General features: G+C 44.9%; 20 protein-coding genes and 1 pseudogene. 8 read left to right on the top strand and 13 right to left on the bottom strand.

Going from position 1 to position 19,707, the window contains the following annotated elements; translation table 11 throughout:
* Positions 1 to 441: 441 nt before the first annotated feature.
* Together DFO57_RS07985 and DFO57_RS07980 are read left to right on the top strand one after the other, a co-directional pair.
* Positions 442 to 603 carry a hypothetical protein gene (locus DFO57_RS07985; protein ID WP_233255855.1) on the top strand — a complete coding sequence of 54 codons (162 nt, stop codon included), beginning with the start codon at positions 442 to 444 and terminating at the stop codon, positions 601 to 603.
* A gap of 76 nt (positions 604 to 679) precedes the next feature.
* A complete protein-coding gene (locus tag DFO57_RS07980) occupies positions 680 to 1,486 on the top strand; it encodes a phosphotransferase family protein (RefSeq protein ID WP_199226571.1) in 807 nt (268 codons plus the stop codon).
* A gap of 253 nt (positions 1,487 to 1,739) precedes the next feature.
* Here DFO57_RS07980 and dcm read toward each other — a convergent pair whose 3' ends face one another.
* Positions 1,740 to 3,062, bottom strand: a complete 1,323-nt coding sequence (dcm, locus tag DFO57_RS07975; protein WP_110015244.1) for a DNA (cytosine-5-)-methyltransferase — start codon at positions 3,060 to 3,062, stop codon at positions 1,740 to 1,742.
* A 107-nt stretch (positions 3,063 to 3,169) separates the two neighbouring features.
* Here dcm and DFO57_RS07970 point away from each other — a divergent pair, with 107 nt between their 5' ends.
* Positions 3,170 to 4,672 carry an McrB family protein gene (locus DFO57_RS07970; protein WP_158279689.1) on the top strand — a complete coding sequence of 501 codons (1,503 nt, stop codon included), beginning with the start codon at positions 3,170 to 3,172 and terminating at the stop codon, positions 4,670 to 4,672.
* Entirely contained in the window at positions 4,669 to 5,916 is a 1,248-nt protein-coding gene (locus DFO57_RS07965; protein ID WP_110015242.1) for an LlaJI family restriction endonuclease, read from the top strand. The genes DFO57_RS07970 and DFO57_RS07965 overlap by 4 nt, the downstream gene beginning before the upstream one ends.
* Positions 5,917 to 6,024: 108 nt before the next feature.
* Here DFO57_RS07965 and DFO57_RS07960 read toward each other — a convergent pair whose 3' ends face one another.
* The 12 genes and pseudogenes from DFO57_RS07960 to DFO57_RS07900 all read right to left on the bottom strand — a co-directional run bounded on the left by DFO57_RS07960 (position 6,025) and on the right by DFO57_RS07900 (position 14,138).
* The gene (locus tag DFO57_RS07960) at positions 6,025 to 6,420 is read right to left on the bottom strand and encodes a hypothetical protein (RefSeq protein WP_110015241.1); all 396 of its coding nucleotides are present in this window, start codon (positions 6,418 to 6,420) and stop codon (positions 6,025 to 6,027) included.
* Positions 6,421 to 6,851: 431 nt separating this feature from the next.
* Positions 6,852 to 7,291: pseudogene (locus DFO57_RS07955) on the bottom strand (transposase); the annotation flags it as partial.
* Between the two features lie 233 nt (positions 7,292 to 7,524).
* Complete coding sequence (locus DFO57_RS07945) at positions 7,525 to 7,800, bottom strand: hypothetical protein (protein ID WP_110015239.1); 276 nt, start codon at positions 7,798 to 7,800, stop codon at positions 7,525 to 7,527.
* 31 nt (positions 7,801 to 7,831) lie between these two features.
* Positions 7,832 to 8,170 (bottom strand): DUF1493 family protein, encoded by a 339-nt coding sequence (locus DFO57_RS07940; RefSeq protein ID WP_110015238.1) that lies wholly within the window; start codon positions 8,168 to 8,170, stop codon positions 7,832 to 7,834.
* Complete coding sequence (locus DFO57_RS07935) at positions 8,164 to 8,616, bottom strand: STM2901 family protein (protein ID WP_110015237.1); 453 nt, start codon at positions 8,614 to 8,616, stop codon at positions 8,164 to 8,166. Before DFO57_RS07935 ends, DFO57_RS07940 begins: the two co-directional genes overlap by 7 nt.
* Before the next feature lie 764 nt (positions 8,617 to 9,380).
* Positions 9,381 to 9,731 (bottom strand): DUF1493 family protein, encoded by a 351-nt coding sequence (locus DFO57_RS07930; RefSeq protein WP_110015236.1) that lies wholly within the window; start codon positions 9,729 to 9,731, stop codon positions 9,381 to 9,383.
* A complete protein-coding gene (locus DFO57_RS07925) occupies positions 9,725 to 10,168 on the bottom strand; it encodes an STM2901 family protein (protein ID WP_064373099.1) in 444 nt (147 codons plus the stop codon). The genes DFO57_RS07930 and DFO57_RS07925 overlap by 7 nt, the downstream gene beginning before the upstream one ends.
* 267 nt (positions 10,169 to 10,435) lie before the next feature.
* Positions 10,436 to 12,760 (bottom strand): phage/plasmid primase, P4 family, encoded by a 2,325-nt coding sequence (locus tag DFO57_RS07920; protein WP_110015235.1) that lies wholly within the window; start codon positions 12,758 to 12,760, stop codon positions 10,436 to 10,438.
* Positions 12,761 to 12,771: 11 nt separating this feature from the next.
* Positions 12,772 to 13,095, bottom strand: a complete 324-nt coding sequence (locus tag DFO57_RS07915) for a DUF5375 domain-containing protein (RefSeq protein WP_110015234.1) — start codon at positions 13,093 to 13,095, stop codon at positions 12,772 to 12,774.
* Positions 13,092 to 13,316 (bottom strand): hypothetical protein, encoded by a 225-nt coding sequence (locus DFO57_RS07910; protein ID WP_088900631.1) that lies wholly within the window; start codon positions 13,314 to 13,316, stop codon positions 13,092 to 13,094. The genes DFO57_RS07915 and DFO57_RS07910 overlap by 4 nt, the downstream gene beginning before the upstream one ends.
* The gene (locus tag DFO57_RS07905; RefSeq protein ID WP_110015233.1) at positions 13,313 to 13,852 is read right to left on the bottom strand and encodes a host cell division inhibitor Icd-like protein; all 540 of its coding nucleotides are present in this window, start codon (positions 13,850 to 13,852) and stop codon (positions 13,313 to 13,315) included. Before DFO57_RS07905 ends, DFO57_RS07910 begins: the two co-directional genes overlap by 4 nt.
* A 28-nt stretch (positions 13,853 to 13,880) precedes the next feature.
* On the bottom strand, positions 13,881 to 14,138 hold the full coding sequence (locus tag DFO57_RS07900) for an AlpA family transcriptional regulator (protein ID WP_064373074.1): 258 nt from the start codon (positions 14,136 to 14,138) through the stop codon (positions 13,881 to 13,883).
* Between the two features lie 536 nt (positions 14,139 to 14,674).
* Between DFO57_RS07900 and DFO57_RS07895 the strand changes: the two genes are divergently transcribed.
* The 4 genes from DFO57_RS07895 (at position 14,675) to DFO57_RS07875 (ending at position 19,701) form a co-directional block, all read left to right on the top strand.
* Positions 14,675 to 14,950, top strand: coding sequence for an ogr/Delta-like zinc finger family protein (locus tag DFO57_RS07895; protein WP_110015232.1), 276 nt, complete (start codon positions 14,675 to 14,677; stop codon positions 14,948 to 14,950).
* An 11-nt stretch (positions 14,951 to 14,961) separates the two neighbouring features.
* Positions 14,962 to 15,786 carry a hypothetical protein gene (locus DFO57_RS07890; protein WP_110015231.1) on the top strand — a complete coding sequence of 275 codons (825 nt, stop codon included), beginning with the start codon at positions 14,962 to 14,964 and terminating at the stop codon, positions 15,784 to 15,786.
* A gap of 469 nt (positions 15,787 to 16,255) precedes the next feature.
* Positions 16,256 to 17,245 carry an AAA family ATPase gene (locus DFO57_RS07880; protein ID WP_029569537.1) on the top strand — a complete coding sequence of 330 codons (990 nt, stop codon included), beginning with the start codon at positions 16,256 to 16,258 and terminating at the stop codon, positions 17,243 to 17,245.
* Between the two features lie 11 nt (positions 17,246 to 17,256).
* Positions 17,257 to 19,701 (top strand): S8 family peptidase, encoded by a 2,445-nt coding sequence (locus tag DFO57_RS07875; RefSeq protein ID WP_029569536.1) that lies wholly within the window; start codon positions 17,257 to 17,259, stop codon positions 19,699 to 19,701.
* Positions 19,702 to 19,707: the final 6 nt, after the last annotated feature.

The following is a 19,707-nucleotide window of genomic DNA, read 5'->3' as shown; positions in this document are numbered from 1 at the left end:
AAATCCGTTCTCTTTCTTTATTTAATAACTAACATGCGTGATAACTTTCTGTCCAGTCTGTATCTTTGAAATGGGACACTCATCACATCGGCATTAACTATTGCACTGCACCGCCCAGGCCAAATACGGAAACCAAACCCATTGAAAGATAATAATTAATTCCTCATACCTATGGTGAGACTCATGCTGATTGTTTTTCCTGAATCAATCCTGAAAAAGACCTGAACTTACCGCGGGATTTGATACACCGTTGAGTGAATCATCTCTGTGTTTTAAGTATCCCGCTAAAGCGAACTGGAGATCTTTCGACATACTCAACGCGCTAATGAAGGGGGCAACTCTACGTGACAGGCCGTTTTTGCTGAGCATCAGATTATCGCCGCGTTCCGGCGATTACCCTGAAAGGCTGTTGGCTGAAAGAAGCAGGGGGTTTCTATTGGTGTGCAACTGGATGTGAAGGTCACCTGGTGCCAGATTATTATCAGCTTTAAACCCAGAGACGTGATCAACGGGACGCGGGTGGGATCGATTAAGGATCTGGCTTCGCTGTCCGTCCAGCAGAGAAAGCGTGTGATGAAGGCTATTGGGCTGACTGAGTGGTAAAGGGTTGAGGCGGCCTGCTCCTACGGGGTTAGGAGCAGGCTAGATTTGTTACGTTAAAAGTAAATGCAGAGTTACTATGACCGACGCCGATATAGCGAAAATGGGTAGTGCCCGCGTAAAACGACTTGCGGATGAAGATGGTAAGCCCTGTGCCATTGAGAAAGAGCCGGTAAGTGAGGTGGAATATGCTTTCTATCACAATGCCGCTCCCCTTCTGGCCCAGCTTGGCATTCTGACGCCCGTGGTGAAATCAGCCTGCTACGAACAACGAAAGCTCGTACTCGAATACATTCCTGAACCCATCCAACAAGACGCTGTTATGAGCGATGCGTTCCTGTCCGTGCTTGCGCGATTACACATAATCGAGCCTGATTCCTCATGGAGGTTCAGCACACATCAGTGGGATGAGGCAGCACTTGAAGGCTGCCTCGCTCTGCTTCGCCTGCCTGCTCAGGCGGAACGGCAGTTTCGGGCAATGCAGAAGCACAGCAATGTTCTTTTTGAACAGCATTGCGTGATCTCCGGTGATACCAATGCAGGTAACTGGGGAAAGAGAGAGAATGGCGAACTGGTGCTGTTCGACTGGGAACGCTTTGGCCTAGGTAACTCAGCGATAGATTTAGCGCCTTTGGTCAAAGGGATGGGCGGAGAAGAAGACTACCGGGCGATAGCGCGACGCTATTGTCAGTTGAATAGCAGGTTCAATGCGGATGTGCTGGCAAAAGAGATAGCTCTTGCTAAAGCGTGGATTGTGAATGAGGTGGTGCTGATATTGAGTGAGCGGGGAAAGCCGGAACTGGCGCAGTATTTGGGATGGTACGGGGAGGTGCTGCCTGAGTGGTTGGCATCATTAAGATTAACGATTAAACCACGGTTATTTTAGTAGTTACCAAAAAATGAGAAAATAAAGCGTTTGAAATGGGTAAAACCACCATAAAATAGGATGGTAAAATGCTAAAATACCTCAATTAACATATTTAAAATTTTAATAAAATTACGCAAAAGGCATTTCTATGTGAGATAAATTCCATCCAAAAATATAACAACACCCACATAACACGCAATAATTAAAAACATTTTAAAAAAGTTTAAATAAGTATATAAAAGTGGCGAAATAAAGATACGCCACTCACATTTTAGTTCGCCAGATCTAACTGCTGAATGCGCTTTTCAATAACTAGCTTTTGCTCAGCATTTTGCATCGCTTCAATTAATTTTTCGGCTACAGCTCTAATGACATTTATACAAACAGAATTTCCAAACTGCTTATAAATTTGGCCCTGAGATACAGCATCAACGATGTACTCATCGGGAAAACCTTGTAATCGAGCACACTCGCGTGGGGTCAACTTCCTCGGATTTTTTCCAAGATGAGATTGATCAATTAAAATTTCAGATCCATCTTTATAATATCGAGCGCTAATTGTATTGGTATATTTACTCTCACTATTGAAAAGAGAATATCCAAAGCCATTCCCTTTCTTGCCATGTTCGAGTTTTCTTTTTTGATGACCGACCCATAGCCTATCAGAAATAGTATATTTATCTTCGAATGAAGACAAATTACTTAAATCTTCAAGAATATTACCAACTCGAGTTTCTTCCATCGTTGGTTTGGGCCACTGGAATAGCTCTTCGATATTAACACCGCTAAAATAATCCATATCAAAACCTACAATAAAAATTCGCTCGCGATTCTGTGGTGCGCCAAAATCACCAGCCCTCAAAACTTTATAATCGACCCAATAGTTAAGTTTTTCTGAAAGAGCCTTTCTGGCATCGTCACTTATAGGAAAATCATTTGGAACTGTATCACTATTATTACCTCTCAATATGTCAAGAATAGTGTTTAAAGTCCGTCCTTTATCATGACCTTGCAGTTGTTTAACATTCTCAAGCATAAATGCTTTAGGCCTTTTAGCCGCGATAATTCTTTGAATTTCAAAAAACATGGTACCGCGAGTGTCACTAAAACCTTTTTTTAAACCAGCTTGAGAAAATGCTTGACATGGAAATCCCCCGAGAAGTACGTCATGCTCAGGTATGTCTGTTGCCTTAATTTTAGTAATATCTCCATGTGGCATTTCTCCAAAGTTAGTAAGATAAGTTTTTTGAGAAAACTTATCCCATTCAGATGAAAAAACGCATTGTCCACCCTGTTGCTGAAAGGGAAGTCTTATCCCACCAATACCCGCAAATAAGTCAATAAATGTAAAATCACCTTTTTTTTCAAGGGATTGGCTGAAAGGTGCATTTTTCAAATATTCGTTAATCTTTTCTTCAATGTCGAGAATGGCTTGCCACTTCGCTTTAGAAGGAGAGTGCTCGCCTTCCTCCCATCCGCGAATGGTGCGTTCACCTGAGCTGCCTAGCCCCAAAAGGTTTGCTAACTCCGTTCGCCCAAGGCCTAATCTTTTCCTCAATTCTTTGATATATTGTGGTTTATGAGAGTCGGTCATTCAAAATTGCCTTATCCGGTTTTTCACCCTGCAAAACTATCAGTCTGTTGATAATGAGTCAACATAGTTCTGATCTTATAAGCATTAAATCAGCAAAAGAGGAAAATATGTCTCAGATTTCGATTGAGCAACTTGAAAACTTAAACTTAATTTGGAACGAATCTTCTGATTTTAAAGTGTTTTTTTTAGGCACGGGCTCTTTTTTTGAGGTTACTAATTCGTCAGGTAAAACTCATGACGTTTCATTTCAATGCATCCTGCAATCATTGATTGACATTAGCAAAAGTAACAAAGCAAAACAATTTATAAACTATTCGACTCAACAACCATCCAAGATCACTAATGTGCAAGCACTGGACCAAAAAACTTTTGATGACATTATCGAAACTGGTCCTGCAGAATGCACTGAGTGGAAATATTACGAAAAGATGGTTCGCGTTCTAGCAATACGTGTTCTTACACATCCCCGCGCTCGAGTAGTTGCATCAGAACAAACTAAACTTTTTTTTAATATTGCATCCAGAATAATTCATATTGCCAATAACTTGGATCCTAAGAATCTTGACAACTACATTCCTTTTAATAATGAACAGCTTAATGTTGCCATTTTATATCTCGAACAGATAATTAAAGTTTTCAGCTCAATAACATACCAGAAAAAAATCAATTCGCATCAGTCATTTCTCGAAAAGAAATTAAATACCATTTTCTTTGGTGCACCTGGGACTGGAAAAAGCTGGGTGATAGAGCGTGAGACGGTAAATGCCATTAAGATTAGAACAGTCTTTCATCCTGATATGCAATATAGTGATTTTGTAGGTGCATTAAAACCTCGAATGATTAAAAGCGATAACAATATAAGAGTGGGCTATGAATTTCGTCCTGGACCTTTCACCAATGCTTATATTAAAGCTCTAAATAATCCACGTAATTATGTTTATTTGATAATTGAAGAAATAAATAGAGCGCCGGCAGCAGCTGTTTTTGGAGAATTGTTCCAACTTATAGACCAAGATAATGCCTATGAAATTGATATTGATCCAGATATGTTAGATTATATAAATGAGAATATTGAAAATAAAATAGAAAAAATCTTTCTCCCCCCTAATTTCACAATATTAGCAACAATGAATAGTAGTGATCAGGGAGTTAATTTACTTGACACTGCATTTAAAAGAAGATGGTCAATAAAATATATGCCTATTGATTACAACAACGCGACTCCAGGGGTATTTTTAATACCTGTTACGGGTGCTACTTGTGAGATAAGCTGGGCTAATTTTTCAAAAATTATAAACGAAAAACTCACAAATTTAGGTATACCCGAAGACAGACTTTTAGGTCACCGTTTCATTTCAACAAATGAAATATCTAGCAAAACGGCTGCTACTGATACTTTACGTTTTAAAATTTTTGCTTATCTCTGGGATGATGTTTTACGCCACGGAAAGCGCCAACTGATATTCTCCCCTGAGGTGTTAGGAGAGAACATTAGCAATTTTGGCAATCTCATTTCAGCTTTTGATGCCGGCATGCCTATCTTTAATATTAATGTTGAAGAATCTATTTGTGCAGCAGGAAATATAACTTTATCGACGAATCAATTATGAAAATAAATATCCATGAAGACAGATGTATGCTTAGCCTTTTATCAAAAGATGTAATTGATATTTTGAAGGTTAGAAACATAATTAGAAATGAGCAAGAAAGAATTGATTTTTGCGGCATGGTTATTAGGAGAGAGGAAATTGACGTATTTATTCCTCGCAACAGTTCTATCAATAAAAACAACAATACTAAAAGTATTTGTTCTTTGCTAATGCGAGCAATCCATAAATTTTCACTTAGACGAGAACGCTTTTCTTTATCGGATGGAGATACTGAGCATATTACAGGTGAATCTCTACTCAATCTGGCTTTCAGGATCCTTACAGATTATATTTCACATGGTATTTATTCTAAAAGAGTTTATGAAATAAAGAAAAACCCATCGAAAACCGACTGGAACAGAACGATTAAAAAAAGTAAAATCTATCCTTCTTTTGAGTCTTACATATATTTAGATACTTATGGAAAACGAAAGAAAATATTTTATAATGATCCAATCACACTAATTCATGTCAGTATCATACGTGAAATATATCATTCTTATGGATGGATATTTTTCAATTTTGATTCCAACACAGAATCAAATTTATCCGAATTTGAAAACCCTGTTAGCGATATAAAAATTAAGCTAATGATTTTAGAAAATGAACTTAGACATGTATATTCTGACCGCGAAACAAAATTAATTAAAGATATGATGGATTATCTATCAGAAGTTAATGGTCATCCAGGTCAAGATTGTGTTATTGGCGTTAATAAATTTCAAACTGTGTGGGAACACATGATAGATGCCTGTCTTGAATATAAATTTGATATTAATAATAAGTTAGCAAAGCCATGTTACAAAATTAATGGTCTTTATGAAGTGGCCAAAAATAAAGGTGGTCGTACAGACACAGTTCTCAAAGATGAAACTGGAAAAAAACTTGCAATCGTAGATGCTAAATACTATGGTGCGACTAACCCTAATGAACTTCCTGGATGGCCCGACATCATTAAACAGTTTTTTTATGCCATGGCCCTCAAGGATATTTATCAGAATTCAATAATCTATAACTATTTTGTTTTCCCGGGCGGTTTAAAAAATATCGAGTCAATACATTTGCAAGATCCTATTACTAAAGTTTTAAAAGATGAAAGTTATGAGCCTATAAGGTGTATTTTTATTGAGCCATTTTCTTTGATGAAAGCCTATAATTCAGACAGTAAACTAAAAGATTTATCAAATACTCTTCTTCATATTTAAACCATACTATTTCATTGCAAATAAAGATATAAAGGATATTTTAAAGCATCATATAAATATTGATGCTTTACGTTTTTTTAGGATTATAGATTCTTCGGATAAAAATATTTAAATACGGTGCCAATCATTCGGATGCATATAACCAACGGTTAGTAAATTGTCACCTCTACCATGATAAATAAACCATATACTCCCTGCAGGCGCATAAAAATCCTTACCATTTGCCATGTACAAACGCAATTCATTTTTTTCAGGCTTGGGAAATACTAAATTTAAACGAACAATGCCATTTTGATAGAGTTTAAATTCTTTGGCCGCCAAATCAGGATTACTTTTTACAGGCCCCCGACAAATTTTATCCGGACCAAAAAAATTTATCGCTAAATTTTTTTCATGATCAGTTAAAGTTATTTGGCTTTTTGTCGCCTCATCTGCTAAAGATATTTCAGAATAGGCTCCATCCAAAGCATTAAAAAAACTTAAATGATTTTGATTAAATCTCATGGGAAACTCCTTGTGTGTATAATGTATAAATTTAATTCTTTAATTCTTTAATTCTTTAATTCTTTAATTCTTTAATTCTTTAATTCTTTAATTCTTTAATTCTTTAATTCTTTAATTCTTTAATTCTTTAATTCTTTAATTCTTTAATTCTTTAATTCTTTAACTTGGAATATTAATTCAAATAAATTAAAATTAATAAATCATTGATGATAATTTAGTATTTATTGAAGCAGTTTAATATATAATAAAACTCTGATTGTTAAATGTCTACTTTTTTATAGCTGCACCATTTAAATAAAAAAACTTAAAATACAATGAGTTGAGAAGATTTTACAAAGTGGACTTTAAATCATCCTTCATAAAAAGCCATTTTATATTAAAAGCAAGTAATTAAGACCTTCGACCACAAACACTCTCATTTGGCCAGTAAAAAAATATTTACGTTTAAGCGCTAGTTTAGTTATGCCCCCAGATAAATATGCATCCGCAAGCATAAACTCGTAGCGGAAAACCGATAGGGATAAGTCTGCTAGCCTGCAGGCATGACGTTGCGACAAACCGGTTGCAGAGCACATCAACACCACGGCTTCCCGCTTCTGGCCTGTCGTCAGTACTTTCGCCCCAGAGCAACCTGAAGTGCCTCCTTATCCAGCATGGCTTCGGCAAGCAGCTTCATGAGTCTGGCGTTCTCTTCCTCAAGCGACTTCAGGAGCTTAACCTCATGCATCTTCATGCCGCCATACTTCTTACGCCAGGTGTAAAACGTGGCGTCGGAAATGGCGTGCTTACGGCAGAGCTCACGAGCAGAAACTCCGGCTTCAGACTCGCGGATAATACTGATGATCTGTTCGTCGGAAAAACGCTTCTTCATGGGGATGTCCTCATGTGGCTTATGAATACATTACAAACATCGCGGTGTATTGATCAACGGGGAACAAGTCAAATCTTACATGCCTCTTTGGACAATATGACGTTGTTACGTCTAATCGTCCGTGGCTTGATGTTTTGAAGGAAGCGTTCGCAAAGACTTATTACTGTCACATATTGAGGAAATGATAAGATAAAAGCCCTTTAATGGGCCTTAAAATAAATTAATATTGTGAACTAATCTTCTATTTCAACAAGTTTAAAAACCGTACCATCACTACGAGTCATTTTCCGATTATCGATATCTATACCAAATGCTATAGTTTCGATTTGTTTTGTAACTATAAAGCCAGCGCCGCCCTCTGAATGCTTTTTAGGTAAAATTTTGGTTATGTCCATTGAAACTTTGCCATCCACTATCGGATACACAAGCTCCCATCTTCTATCCTTAAAGCGCCCTTCTGCAATATACCCGTAGGTAATACCTTCAAGCTCGACTGCAAATCTTTTCATTTTTTTCTCCAGAGATATTCAAGATAAATAATCACGACTTTTTGTACTCGTATAACCACTGTCCCGCCTTTGCTGATTCAGCGAACATCCTTACTGTCAGAGGCTTCTTATTTTGTTTTACTGGCTCTTTTTTAAACCATTTACGGAAGAACCAAGAGGTTTTCCACGGATAATAATTGTCAATATTCAACTTTGAAACATCGATATTAAATTGTTCAGAATACTTATCAATAGCTTCAACTAAATCATCAAATTCTGCGTATTCCTGTAAAGCGTCATCGATTTCAAGTGGAACGATTTTGAAGCTGAACGTTCTGACTTGCGGTAATTTTTGTCGAAAGAAATCCAAGACTTGCTCGTAAGTTACCATAACTTATCATTACCTCGTGCTATGCGGTTGTAGTTAGTCGTGGCATTGAAAGCAATTTTTGATAAGTCTGAGGCAACCATAACCCAGCCCAATATCGGCACAGTCCGTCCTACAAAAGCGCCAAGATTGGTAACAAATGAAAACCTTAATCTTTTTATGCTGGAATTGGTGAGTGTTGGAAGTCTGAAAGGAAGTTCTACATTGAGATAGCGTCTTGCTGCCTCTGAGATTAGGGAAGTACCTTTAGTCGTCATTGTACCGCCAATTTTGCCACGTGTTGGGCGATTTGGTTGTCCAACTATGATGAAAGCAGCAGCAGCGATATCTGATACCCCAAGTTGCTCATCTACAGCATCAAGGAATACCCAGAAAAACAACTCGCCTGCTGAAAGGTTAGATACGCCTTTATAGAAGTACGTTCCGTTTAACTCTTCAGTTGTATCCATGCATCAGCCCCACAGATAAGATTGTTTTATCATATGAGTCAGTTTAGAAAGAGTCTATATAAAAAAACATAGGAACCAATAAGCCTCGTTGGTTGTACTACCAACAAGCGGAGCGTAGCGACTTCATCAATTGTCCAGACTGACCACACCTTATCAGGGTAAGCGTTTACTCTTGCGGGAGCGTGGCTGAGACGCTGGCAGAGCCGGATCTGTAGCTACCGGAGAATTACCACCATAAACCTGTTTAGGAGCCATATAAGGCTACACATCGGGCTTAAATGCGTCTGACAGAATGTTTTGGGATGATTTAGAGACGTGGCTAGGCGTCATAGGTTTCAAGTTGAAAACTGAACGTGTTTGAAGCTTGGAACTACATGCCGCTATTAGATAGTATTTCCTAGATCTGGCCACTACTAACTACAGCGGCAATTTCTGGTTAACGGTATATGTCATTTCTTACATGCAAAAAAGGTATAATTTCAATCCTAACTTTTTGATAAGTAATGATTTTTATGACTTGGTGCGAAGGCCGGACTCAAATAATTATGCAAGCGTTTGTTTTAATGGTTATTTTAAAAACACGAAACCCAAAGTGCCCCCTTTTGTGCCCCCTGATTTTTTTTAGCGATTTCAACTGGCAGGGTTCTCAATACGGTTAAGAACTAGTAATGTCGAAAACTATCAAACCCATTGGTTAGGTTCCGAAAGACGGAACCTAACCACGCTCGATGCCTTTTTGGTGGAGCTGGATGCACTTAAACTGATTAGTAGAAAAGCCATCGTCCAGCTTTTGCCGACTCAACAAGCATAAAAATCGTAAGAGGCTTTGGTTCAACATCAGGGACTCTTTGCGACTTAGGCCTTAAGATATTGGGCAGAAAGCCTTTTTCGTAAGGCCAGTATGCAAGAAAGTCAAATCCACTACTATCAACGTTAAATCGTTGAAAATAGTCATTCATTATTTCATCACCAGTCTCTCTGGCCCAAGGATACTTACCTGTTGAGAGGCTGGTTTCGAGCGTTAATTCAGGCTTATCTCTTGAGAAAAGGGGTTTAGAATTATAATTATTGTCGTACCACTCAAAAATAGCGCTTTCTATCGTGTCCTTTACCATAGCTTGTCACCATTCTTTGCAATCAGGTTATAGGTATGGGTTGCTTTCCATGCGATTTGTGTCACGTCATTTAATATAAAGCCAATCCCTAGTATTGGTATCCAGCGTCCAGCAAACGCCCCCAGATTATTAACGTAACTAAATTTAAGTCGTTTGATACTTTCAGTTGTAAGAGTTGGCCAGCGGTTAACTCTTATGTTCAACCAAACGCGGAGATTTGCACTCAAGATCGACGTCCCCTTTGTGGTCCCAGCCGGTTTTCCCCGCGTCGTTTGAGTTGGTTGCCCTAAAATTATAAGTGCCAAAGTAGCTATATCCTCGACACCAAGCTGTTTTTGAGCCTCATCCAGAAATACGAAGAAAAAAAGCTCTCCAGCGGTGAGATTGAACATTCCTTTGTAAAAATACGTTCCACCCAGCTCTTCAACTGTATCCATTTCGCACCTCGCTTGTAGCTGTCTGAATACCATATCTGTCGAATTGGTGTTCGTCCAGAATCGACGTTGGTTAATAACGGCTCAATATGATGTCGTGATTCCCCATAAAAAAAGATTTTATGAATAATCCTTCACACTGTTCACCTTTGAATTTTATTCATTTATATCAGATTCTTAACTGGTGATGAATGGGTGAAGGGTGACGCATATCCTTCACCGCGGGTGAACGATGGGCATAAAAAAACCGGCTTTCGCCGGTTCAGGTTGTCATGCTGCGTTCGGATCGTCGCACTTCGGCAGCCAGTCGGCGCTGCTTTCTTCCGTCAGCCCCAGGTTGGTCTGCATCCCGAGCTTCGTGCGCCGCTTCAGGTAGCTCCTGCCGTACTCGCGCAGGATGCTCTCCAGCGCCTGGCTGAAGGTCTTCATGCTGAGCGGATTGCGGTAGCCGTTGGCCTCCATGTACGCCAGATAGGCGTGGTAGAGGTAGCGACGGGGTTGCAGGGGCCGGATGCTGGCGTTACCCATGTGCAGGCCGTTCGGCTCAGCGGTCGCGAACAGGTAGCCGCAGAAGTCCACCATCGGGTCGGCGTCGCGCTTGATACGCATGGCCTCGCCGGAGTTCTGCTGCTGCTGAAGCAGCGCGCGGGCGTCCTGCGGGTTGCTGAAGCGCTGCATCAGCTGGCGCACGATGACGGCCAGCTCCGCCTGTATCTTCTCCTTCAGCTGCGGGTCGCGCTCGTTTGCCGGGATGATTTCCGCGAAGTGCAGGATGACGCGACGGCGCGACACGCCCCCGCTGCGGTCGGTGAAGCGCATGGGGTTGTTGTTTACGGCCAGAATCACCGCCGGGATGTGGGTCGAGTAGGCGTCGCGGTATTTCGGGTCAACGGACACCGCATCGCCGCCGGTAATCGCCTTGATGCCCGCGCCGTCGCCGCTCCACTTCTCCTGGTCGGGCAGGCGGATGAGCGAAAAGCCGATGACCGAGGCGCGCTCGCGTGACGACTCCAGCGTCTCGATGGTGGCCGACACGGCGTTATCCGTTCCTGCCAGCATGGTGGCGATTTCCGCCATGATGCTCTTGCCACTGCCGCCGGGGCCGGTGACCTCCAGAAACAGCTGCCAGTCGTAGCGGTTCGCCAGCACCATGAACAGCGCGGCCAGAATCACGTCCCGTTTCTCGGCGCTGCGCCCGGCGGCGCGGTCAAGCCACTGCCAGAAGTGCGGCGCGTGGCGCTCCAGCGTTTCGCCCGCCACCGGGCGGGTGTAGTCCACGTCGCTCACCGTGCGCAGCCAGTTCTCGCGCTGGTGCGGGCTGAAGGTGCCGCTGCGGGTGTCGAGCACCCCGTTGCGGAATCCGATGAGCTGTCGCTGCGGTGCAGCCTGCTGGGGCAGCATAAGCTTGAGCGTGTCCACCACGCCCGCCACCTTGCCCGCCGAGAACGGCGCGCGCAGGCGCTGAAACAGCTTCGCCACGTCGCGCCCGAACTGATTGCCGGAAATCACCTTCCACGCCCCGGCCTCATAGCGGCAGAGGATTTCGCCGCTGGCGTCCACGGCCAGGTTACGCCCGTAGTGCTCCGCAACGCGCTCCGCCTTCTCGCTGGCGCTCATGGCCGTAAACTCGGCCTCGCTCATGGTGTCGAACGGGCTGGCGGCGGGCGGGGCCGAGGCCTCGCGCAGCGCCTGCCGGGTGGCGTCCTCCCCGTGCGCGGTAAAGGCGTCGTTCCAGTCGCCAAACACCGGCGGCAGGGCAACCGTTGCGTTGCAGGCCGCTGCAGCGTGTTTCGCCTTACGCTGGCCGTCGCCGTTCAGGTCGCGGTCGGCGGCAATCACCAGCGGCAGCGCCGGGTGCTTTTCACGGACGAGGCCGGCCAGGGAAAGAAGGTTAGCGGACGACAGGGCAACCCACACCGCATCCCCCGTCAGCGCGTGCACCGTCAGCCCGGTGGCGTAGCCCTCGGTGAGCCAGATGCGTTTCGGCGTGCCTTTACCGCTCAGGACGTAGCAGGTGCCTTTCACCTGGCCGCCTTTAAGCGTGCGCTTGTCACCGGCGGCGTTAACCAGCTGGACGTTGACCAGCGCGCCGTCCGCGTCGTGCAGCGGCACCACCAGGTCGCCGGGGCGGTAGGCGGTCAGCGCCACCTTATGCGGCCTGGTGAGTGTCAGGCAGGCCTGCTCCGGCAGCCCCTTACGGGACAGGTAGGCGTTGCCGGTGACCGCTTTTGCGCTGCTCACCAGCTGCTGCGCCAGCGCGGCGGCGGCCGTGCGGGTTGCTTCGTCTTCAGGCTCCGCCTGTGCGTCTTCCGTCACCGGCGGCAGGTTGCCGGTCAGGTCGTTCACGCGCGCGGCGGCCCCGGTCAGGCTGACGCCCAGCGCCTTCTGCACCAGGTCCATGCCGTCACCGGCCCCGCACTGGTTGCAGAACCACGTCCCGCGCCCCTCTTTATCGTCAAAGCGGAAACGGTCTTTGCCGCCGCACACCGGGCACGCCGTGTGCCGGTTCTTCACCACCTTCACGCCCAGCACGGGCAGGATGCGGGGCCACTGGCCCCGAGCGGCGCTGGCCGCGTCTGATACGGTCATTTTCATTGTGTTTTCCCTCAGTGCAGCGGCGGCGCGTCGTGGATGCGCCCGCAGAGTTCGTCCATCACCACCTGGCCTAAAAAGCTCAGGCACGGGGCGGCCTTCAGCGGCCCGGCGGTCAGCAGGTCGTCCAGCAGCGCGCAGGCAATCTCCAGCCCGCGCGCCCGGCCGTGCTGGCGCAGGTAGAAGCCCTCCAGTTCGGTCTCAATGGCGCGCTCCAGGCGGGCCAGCGTCAGGCCGGAATGTCGCTGCTGCTCACGGCACGGGGTAAGCCAGGCGCAGGCCACCGCGCGGCGTGACAGCGCGGCGCGCAGCTCAGGGGACAGGGTGCGTGCGTTCATGCGCTCACCTCCCCGTTCATCCAGCCGTCGCGGCAGCGGGTCACCACGTCATCAAGCTGGCCGGTGATGAGAAACAGCAGCGAGGCCAGCTGTGCGCTGTCGGCAGGCTCCGGCGGGGTGCAGCAGTCGCGCAGGGCCGCCGCGTCACAGGCCAGACGCCCGGCGTTGCGCAGGTGCTCCAGGCGGGCAAGGTCGTCAAGGGTAATGGTGGCGTGATTCATGCGCGCACCTCCGCAGCCGGCAGGCGGGCAGCAAAGGCCAGCACGTAATCGCGGGCCAGCAGCTGGCGGGCGGCGCGTTCGGTGGCGGCAGTGGCGCGCAGCATCTGCACGCGGGCGTGACGCTCACAGCGGCGCACGGCGGCAAACACAAAGACAAATTCTGAATGCGGGGAATTAAGGACGGAAGCCATAAGGGCAATCTCCAATGTTAGTAGCATACAGCTACCACCGGAAACGCCAATTTCACTGGTGGTAGCCCAGACGGGGTTGGCGTAACCGGCAACATTGGAAACCGGCGCTTCGTGAGAAGCCCCCGCCTGAGCCACCATTACACGGACGGCACAACGGATACAGGACCGTCGCCCGAAAAATGGGTGCATCAGAGCACAGACACAAAAAAAGACGCAAGGCGCGTCTGGTGTCGCCAACGTTGTATTCAGGACGCCAATCCCGGCTGTCGATTTTGCGACAGCAGAAACACTGTACCAGGGAAGGCCCCCGGCGCGCAAGCCGGGGAAAGCAAAGAAATGCAGCATGACGGACGGTCTCAGCGGTGGGTGAAGGTCATGCCGCTCGCCCCTGACTCCGGGCAGCGATGCGTTCGTTCATCCAGGCGTTCACCTCGCTGGCTGCCCACGCGACGTTCTTGCCGCCCAGTGAAATCTGCGCGGGAAAGGCGTCGCGGCTGATGAGGTCGTAAATCGTCGAGCGGGACAGGCCGCAGACGTGAATGACCTCCGGCAGGCGCATGAAGCGCTCCTGAACCGGGGGCGCGTAAGGGGCCGCCGGGGCCGAAGATGGTGCGGTTAAAGCAGTGTGCATGGGCTACCTCTCGTTGATTCCATACAGAGCCGGTCGGGTACGTCCGGCATCGGGCAGCTCTTTATTCTGAGCATTTTTCTGCTCCGTTCAACAGGTAAAATAAGCCTTTGTGGACTCAGAAAACCTTGCAAATTCAGTCTGGTGCATCGGGGTGCCATATAGTGGCAAATAGTGACATAGTGAAAAATGGAAGAAACTTAAGGAAATAAATTCAGTGTTATTTATTTCTTATTGTTCTTAAAAGTCCTGTTTCCTCAAAATCGGAAGGGTGAAGGATGGTGAACAGTGGGTGAAGGATTCTTTTTCAACCGTTCACCCTCTAATTTACTGTATTACTTATCTTTTTCTTTCTGGTGAAGAATAGTGAAGGATTTATATAAAACTAAAAGCTGAGCAGTTGGTTTCGTGAGACCTTTCCCTGGCTGGCCAGAAGAAGGGCTTTTTGTCTGAGTCGTCACACAATGTCATCCGGTGGCACCGCCTGTGCCAGCCCCGGCACAATTGACTGACTGAAAACGACCACACAGGAAAACGAAATGGCCCTGAAATGTCCCGAATGCGGTCAGGTGGCCCACACCCGCACCAGCGCCTACGAGGCACCGTCCGTCAAGCGCACCTGGTATCAGTGCCAGAACCTCGACTGCTCCTGCACGTTCACCGCGCTTGAGAGCGTCGAAAAAATCATCGTGAAGCCCCACAAGCCCGTGGCGGCAGAGCCGGAGGCGCAGAGCGATGAGCCTGCACGCCAGCCGCAGACGCTGGGCCGCTACGGCTCCGCCTGCACCCGTAAAGACCGCCACGCACAGCCCTGAGAGGAAAAGACATGACACAGCAGCAGATGACCGAAGAACAGATTCATGCCGTAGCCATCCGCCTGGGTGGCGTGATTGCCAGGTCAGAGAAACCACTGAAAAATGCGGGCTGGCTCATGAAGCTGCCCGAGGCTGAGTTAGCAGAACAGACCGCCGCGCTGGTGAAAAGCCTTCCGGCTGGCTGGCAGCCCCGCATCCAGCAACTCCAGGAAAAAATGCTGGCCTGGGTGGAGGCCAAAAAGGCCGAAGCCGCCGCCACGGAGAGCGTTGAGGCGCTGCGCCAGAGCCAGGCACAGACGGAGCAGGCAGGCCAGGACAACCGGGCGCGCTTTCGTGAGCTGCTGGAGCAGAACGGCGGCACCGTCACGCCGGAGATGAAAGCGCTGCGTGCGGAATACCTGGAGCAGCAGGAAACGGCGACCGAGCTGGCCGGACTGGTTACCCAGAGGGAAAAGCAGCTGCCGGGGCTGGCGGACGTGACCGGGCAAAAGGCTCACGCTTACATCACCTGCCATGAGCGCATCATGGACGAGCGTATTGATACGCTCATTGATGAATTCTTTATCGTGCATGGTGTGGAGCTGGCCAGCCTGCTGAAAATGAAGTACCGCCAGTTTGAACGCGACGGCTCACCCCATGCGCCGGGTGTGCTGGAGGGAGCGAACGATGCAGACACGCTCTACCGTGGCTTTATCATTAATCTGATGCTGCGCTGGACGAATGCAGAGCTGCCGCTGATGTTCCGTGATGATGTTATCAGCCTTGCTGGTCCCTACCCCTTCAGGGGTGCCGGAACTGACCGGCGTAAGCGCAGGCGGTTCCCCGGCCAGAAATAACCCCTCAGCCCGGCATCTGCCGGGCTTTTTTACGTCTGCTGCGTGAGTGCATGTCTATGCTGCATGAAAACGCATGAGTTTCGGGCATCCAGACATGGCAGCAAAGGCCAGCAGCGGCGCGGCGCGAAGCCATTCATGCAGGTGCATGAAAACCGCTACATGAAGTGCGCAGGCGTGGCGGGGCTACGAGCGCGCGCAAGCATGTTAAACTCGATAAGCCACCCAGTAAAAGGTTCTGCTTCTGTCAGATAACCAAGATGCTACACCCTTACAGGCAACTACGAGTTCGATAAAGACGTTATGAACATCACGCACCACGATAAAAACACCACAACCGATTGATAATTAAGGATTATAAATAAAAACTTAGTGAGTGTTAATTGCAAAAAATTAGCGTTAAAATAGCCGCATCAATGAAAAATCATGGCTGCTTCATCTCTGAATGTAGTGACAATGGAAAATATAATTTATGGCTAGCGCAAATCAAATAAAGCTATTAGTTAAAAATTTTATAGCCAAAGATGAAAGAAAGTTTCTCTCAATTGTATTACAGATAGCTGCCCACGAAGCAAGAATAGGACATGCCAAACTAGCTGATGAACTTAGAACATTAGTTGAAAAGGCTAAATTGGTCCACAGCAGTGAAAATGCTGATACTTACCCTCGGGTGTTGTCATCCAGCTCAGCAGCACTTAATCATTCATCAAATGATTTATTTACAGTATCTCACCCTACAGTTTCACTTAATGAAATTATCATTTCAAAAATAGTGAGGAACAAACTATTCCGTTTTCTCGATGAAAACAAGAATGCTAAAAAAATACGTCAGCATGGATTATCACCACGTAGGCACCTTTTATTATATGGTCCACCGGGAACAGGTAAAACACTTACAGCCAGTGTCATTGCTCATGAGTTACACCTTCCTTTATTCACCGTAAGAATGGATTCTTTGATTACAAAATACATGGGTGAGACCTCGGTAAAGCTGAGGGGGATATTTGATTACATCTCTCATAATAGAGGAGTTTACCTTTTCGATGAGTTTGATTCCATCGGTTCGAAGCGAACTATGGATAACGATGTGGGCGAGATCAGAAGGGTATTAAACACATTTCTCCAACTTATGGATGAGCACATATCTGATAGTTTAATTATCAGCGCTACGAATCATAAAGACATTTTGGATAGTGCACTGTACCGTAGGTTTGATGATGTCATAGAATACGAACTCCCCCAAAGAGAAAATATTGAAACACTTATTAAAAACAAATTCTCGACCTTTAAAATTCAAATTAAAGACTTTGAAAATATTATCGATGCTTCAAATGGGCTTAGTTATTCTGAAGTCGCTAAAAGTTGTGATGACGCCATAAAACTAGCCATAATAAATAATAAAAAAATTATTAACCAGATGGAACTCGAAGAAATTCTCAACGAAAGAAAAAGCTATAAATAAAGGTGAAAAAGATGAAAGGACACATAAAAGTAACACCATCCTATAGGCTAATTGATTTCTCCCCTATCCCTCTATCTATTACTGTGGAACGAAAACCAGTTAATAGAAATGCGCATTTTGCGAAGCTTAATCAATCGTTAAAATTAGCGATTGATGAATTCAAAAAATCTGATGACTTTACTGATTTCATTCTCAGAGATGAAGACAAACCTAAGCACTTAGTTCTTACCTTTAAAGAAAATGTTGATGTAGATGATAGAATTGCACTATCCACATTAAGTTCACACGGCATGACCCTTTTATCAGTAAACAATGTCGAAGGCCGAACAGTTGCAAACGTTTCAGTACCTATCGAAAAAATTAGTAAAATTGATGAAATATTTAACGAATATCTTAATAAAGAAACAAAATCACAAGAACCAAAGAATAGGAAATTTGTTGAATCGATTTCAGATATTGAGTTTGGAAGTATTAGATCACTTTGGATTAGCCCTGAAGCATTACCGGATGATAATAAGGAAATTATAAACGTCGAACTTTGGTTCGATTTTAGTAAAACAGATAAAGATGAAACAGTTCACAGAATTCATCAAGCCGCTCAATTGGCAGGGGTTACTCTAAAGCAACATACTTTGATCTTCAAAGAGCGAATAGTAAAACTTGCATATGCATCATTGTCACAATTATATAATTTACAATTACTTTTAGAAAACATAGCTGAGATTAGACCCGCGCAAACTATTAGTAACACATTCTTAGATATGAATCCCGCTGAATCATACGAGTGGGTGGGTTCTTTAAAGACAAGAAAAATTAGCAACCCTATTCCAGTTTGTGTATTAGACACAGGAATAAACTCAGCCCATCCATTGCTTCAAGAGTTTACCCCTGAAGAAACAGTTATAAGTTCAGAGCCCACATGGTCTACCAATGATATCAAAGGTCATGGGACGGCCGTTTCAGGTATTGTTCTATATGGAGATCTTAAGCTGGCACTGCAGAGTGGCGTAACTGATATAACTTCGACAATAGAATCAGTTAAAATTCTACCTGATGAGGGGGAAAATGATTATGATTTGTATGGAGCCATAATAACCGACGCAGTTTATAACATTGAAGCGATACGACCAAGTCAAAAAAGAATTTATACAATGGCAGTAACTTCTGGATATAAACTCAGGGGTATTGCCTCAAGCTTTTCCGCAGCAATAGATGTATTGGCAAGCGGAAGTCCCGATGACGACATGAAGAGAATTTTTGTTATTTCCGCAGGAAATATGGACCCTAAATTTCTAAAAGACTACCCAGAATCAAATTTTACCTCAACAATAGAAGATCCAGCAAACTCATATAATTCAATAACTGTAGGATACTGGGCTAGTGAAGGTAATATTGTTGAAAAAGGTTATAGATTACTAGCAGACCTGACCGATTTAGGCCCGTCATCCACTACCTCAATGAGTTGGATTTCATCATCCCCCTTTAAACCAGACGTTATTTTTGAAGGTGGAAACTATGGTTTTGATGATGAGTATGAATTCCCAGCGAACCTCGAAGAATTAAGCCTACTGACAACTTCAAATGAATTTATTGACGGAAAATTTTTCGCTTCATTTATCGAAACCAGTGCTGCAACTGCTCTAGCTTCGAATTTCATATCAAAATTATGGTCTCAATATCCTGATTATCGCCCAGAAACAATCAGAGCACTACTGATACATAGCGCAGAATGGCCTCAAAGAATTATCGAAAGATTTTCCCCACTAAAGAACAAACAATCAGTTTCTAATCTATTAAGAGTAGCTGGTTATGGTCAACCAAATCTTTCTAAAGCGCTTACAAGTGGTGATAAGTCAGTTAATTTGGTTGTAGAAGATCAAATACAACCTTATACACCAGAAGGCACTATGAACAAAATGGTATTATACAGCTTACCATGGCCTTCAGAAGAACTTGAAAAACTAGGTGATATAGAAGTTAAATTAAGAGTTACACTCTCTTATTTCATCGAGCCTAATCCAGGTGAGAGAGGTTGGGAAAACAAATTCAAATACACTTCCCATGGTCTTAGATTTGATTTCAATTGCGCTGGGGAAGAATCAGGTGAATTTGTAGCTAGAATAAACAAAAAGTACAGGAACTCTAATCCAGATATAGATATAGGTGATAGCGATTCTGACAAGTGGCTTCTCGGACCCACAATGCGTAACAGAGGCTCAATTCATAGTGACGTATGGGTTGGAAGTGCAGTAGAGCTTGCTGATAAAAAATATATAGCTGTTTACCCAGTCAGTGGTTGGTGGAAAGAGCTTAAAAAAGAAAATCGACAATCCAGTATTGCTCAATTTAGTTTAGTTGTTTCGATTGAAACGCCTGAAAATAATTTAGAATTACATAACAAAATCTCTCAAATTTTAGAAATAGACACTTCAGTTCAAAGCGTAGTATCAATATAATTAGGA

Source organism: Pantoea sp. AG702 (assembly GCF_003182295.1).
Taxonomy (GTDB): Bacteria; Pseudomonadota; Gammaproteobacteria; order Enterobacterales; family Enterobacteriaceae; genus Pantoea; species Pantoea ananatis.
This window is presented reverse-complemented; position numbering and strand designations above follow the sequence as displayed.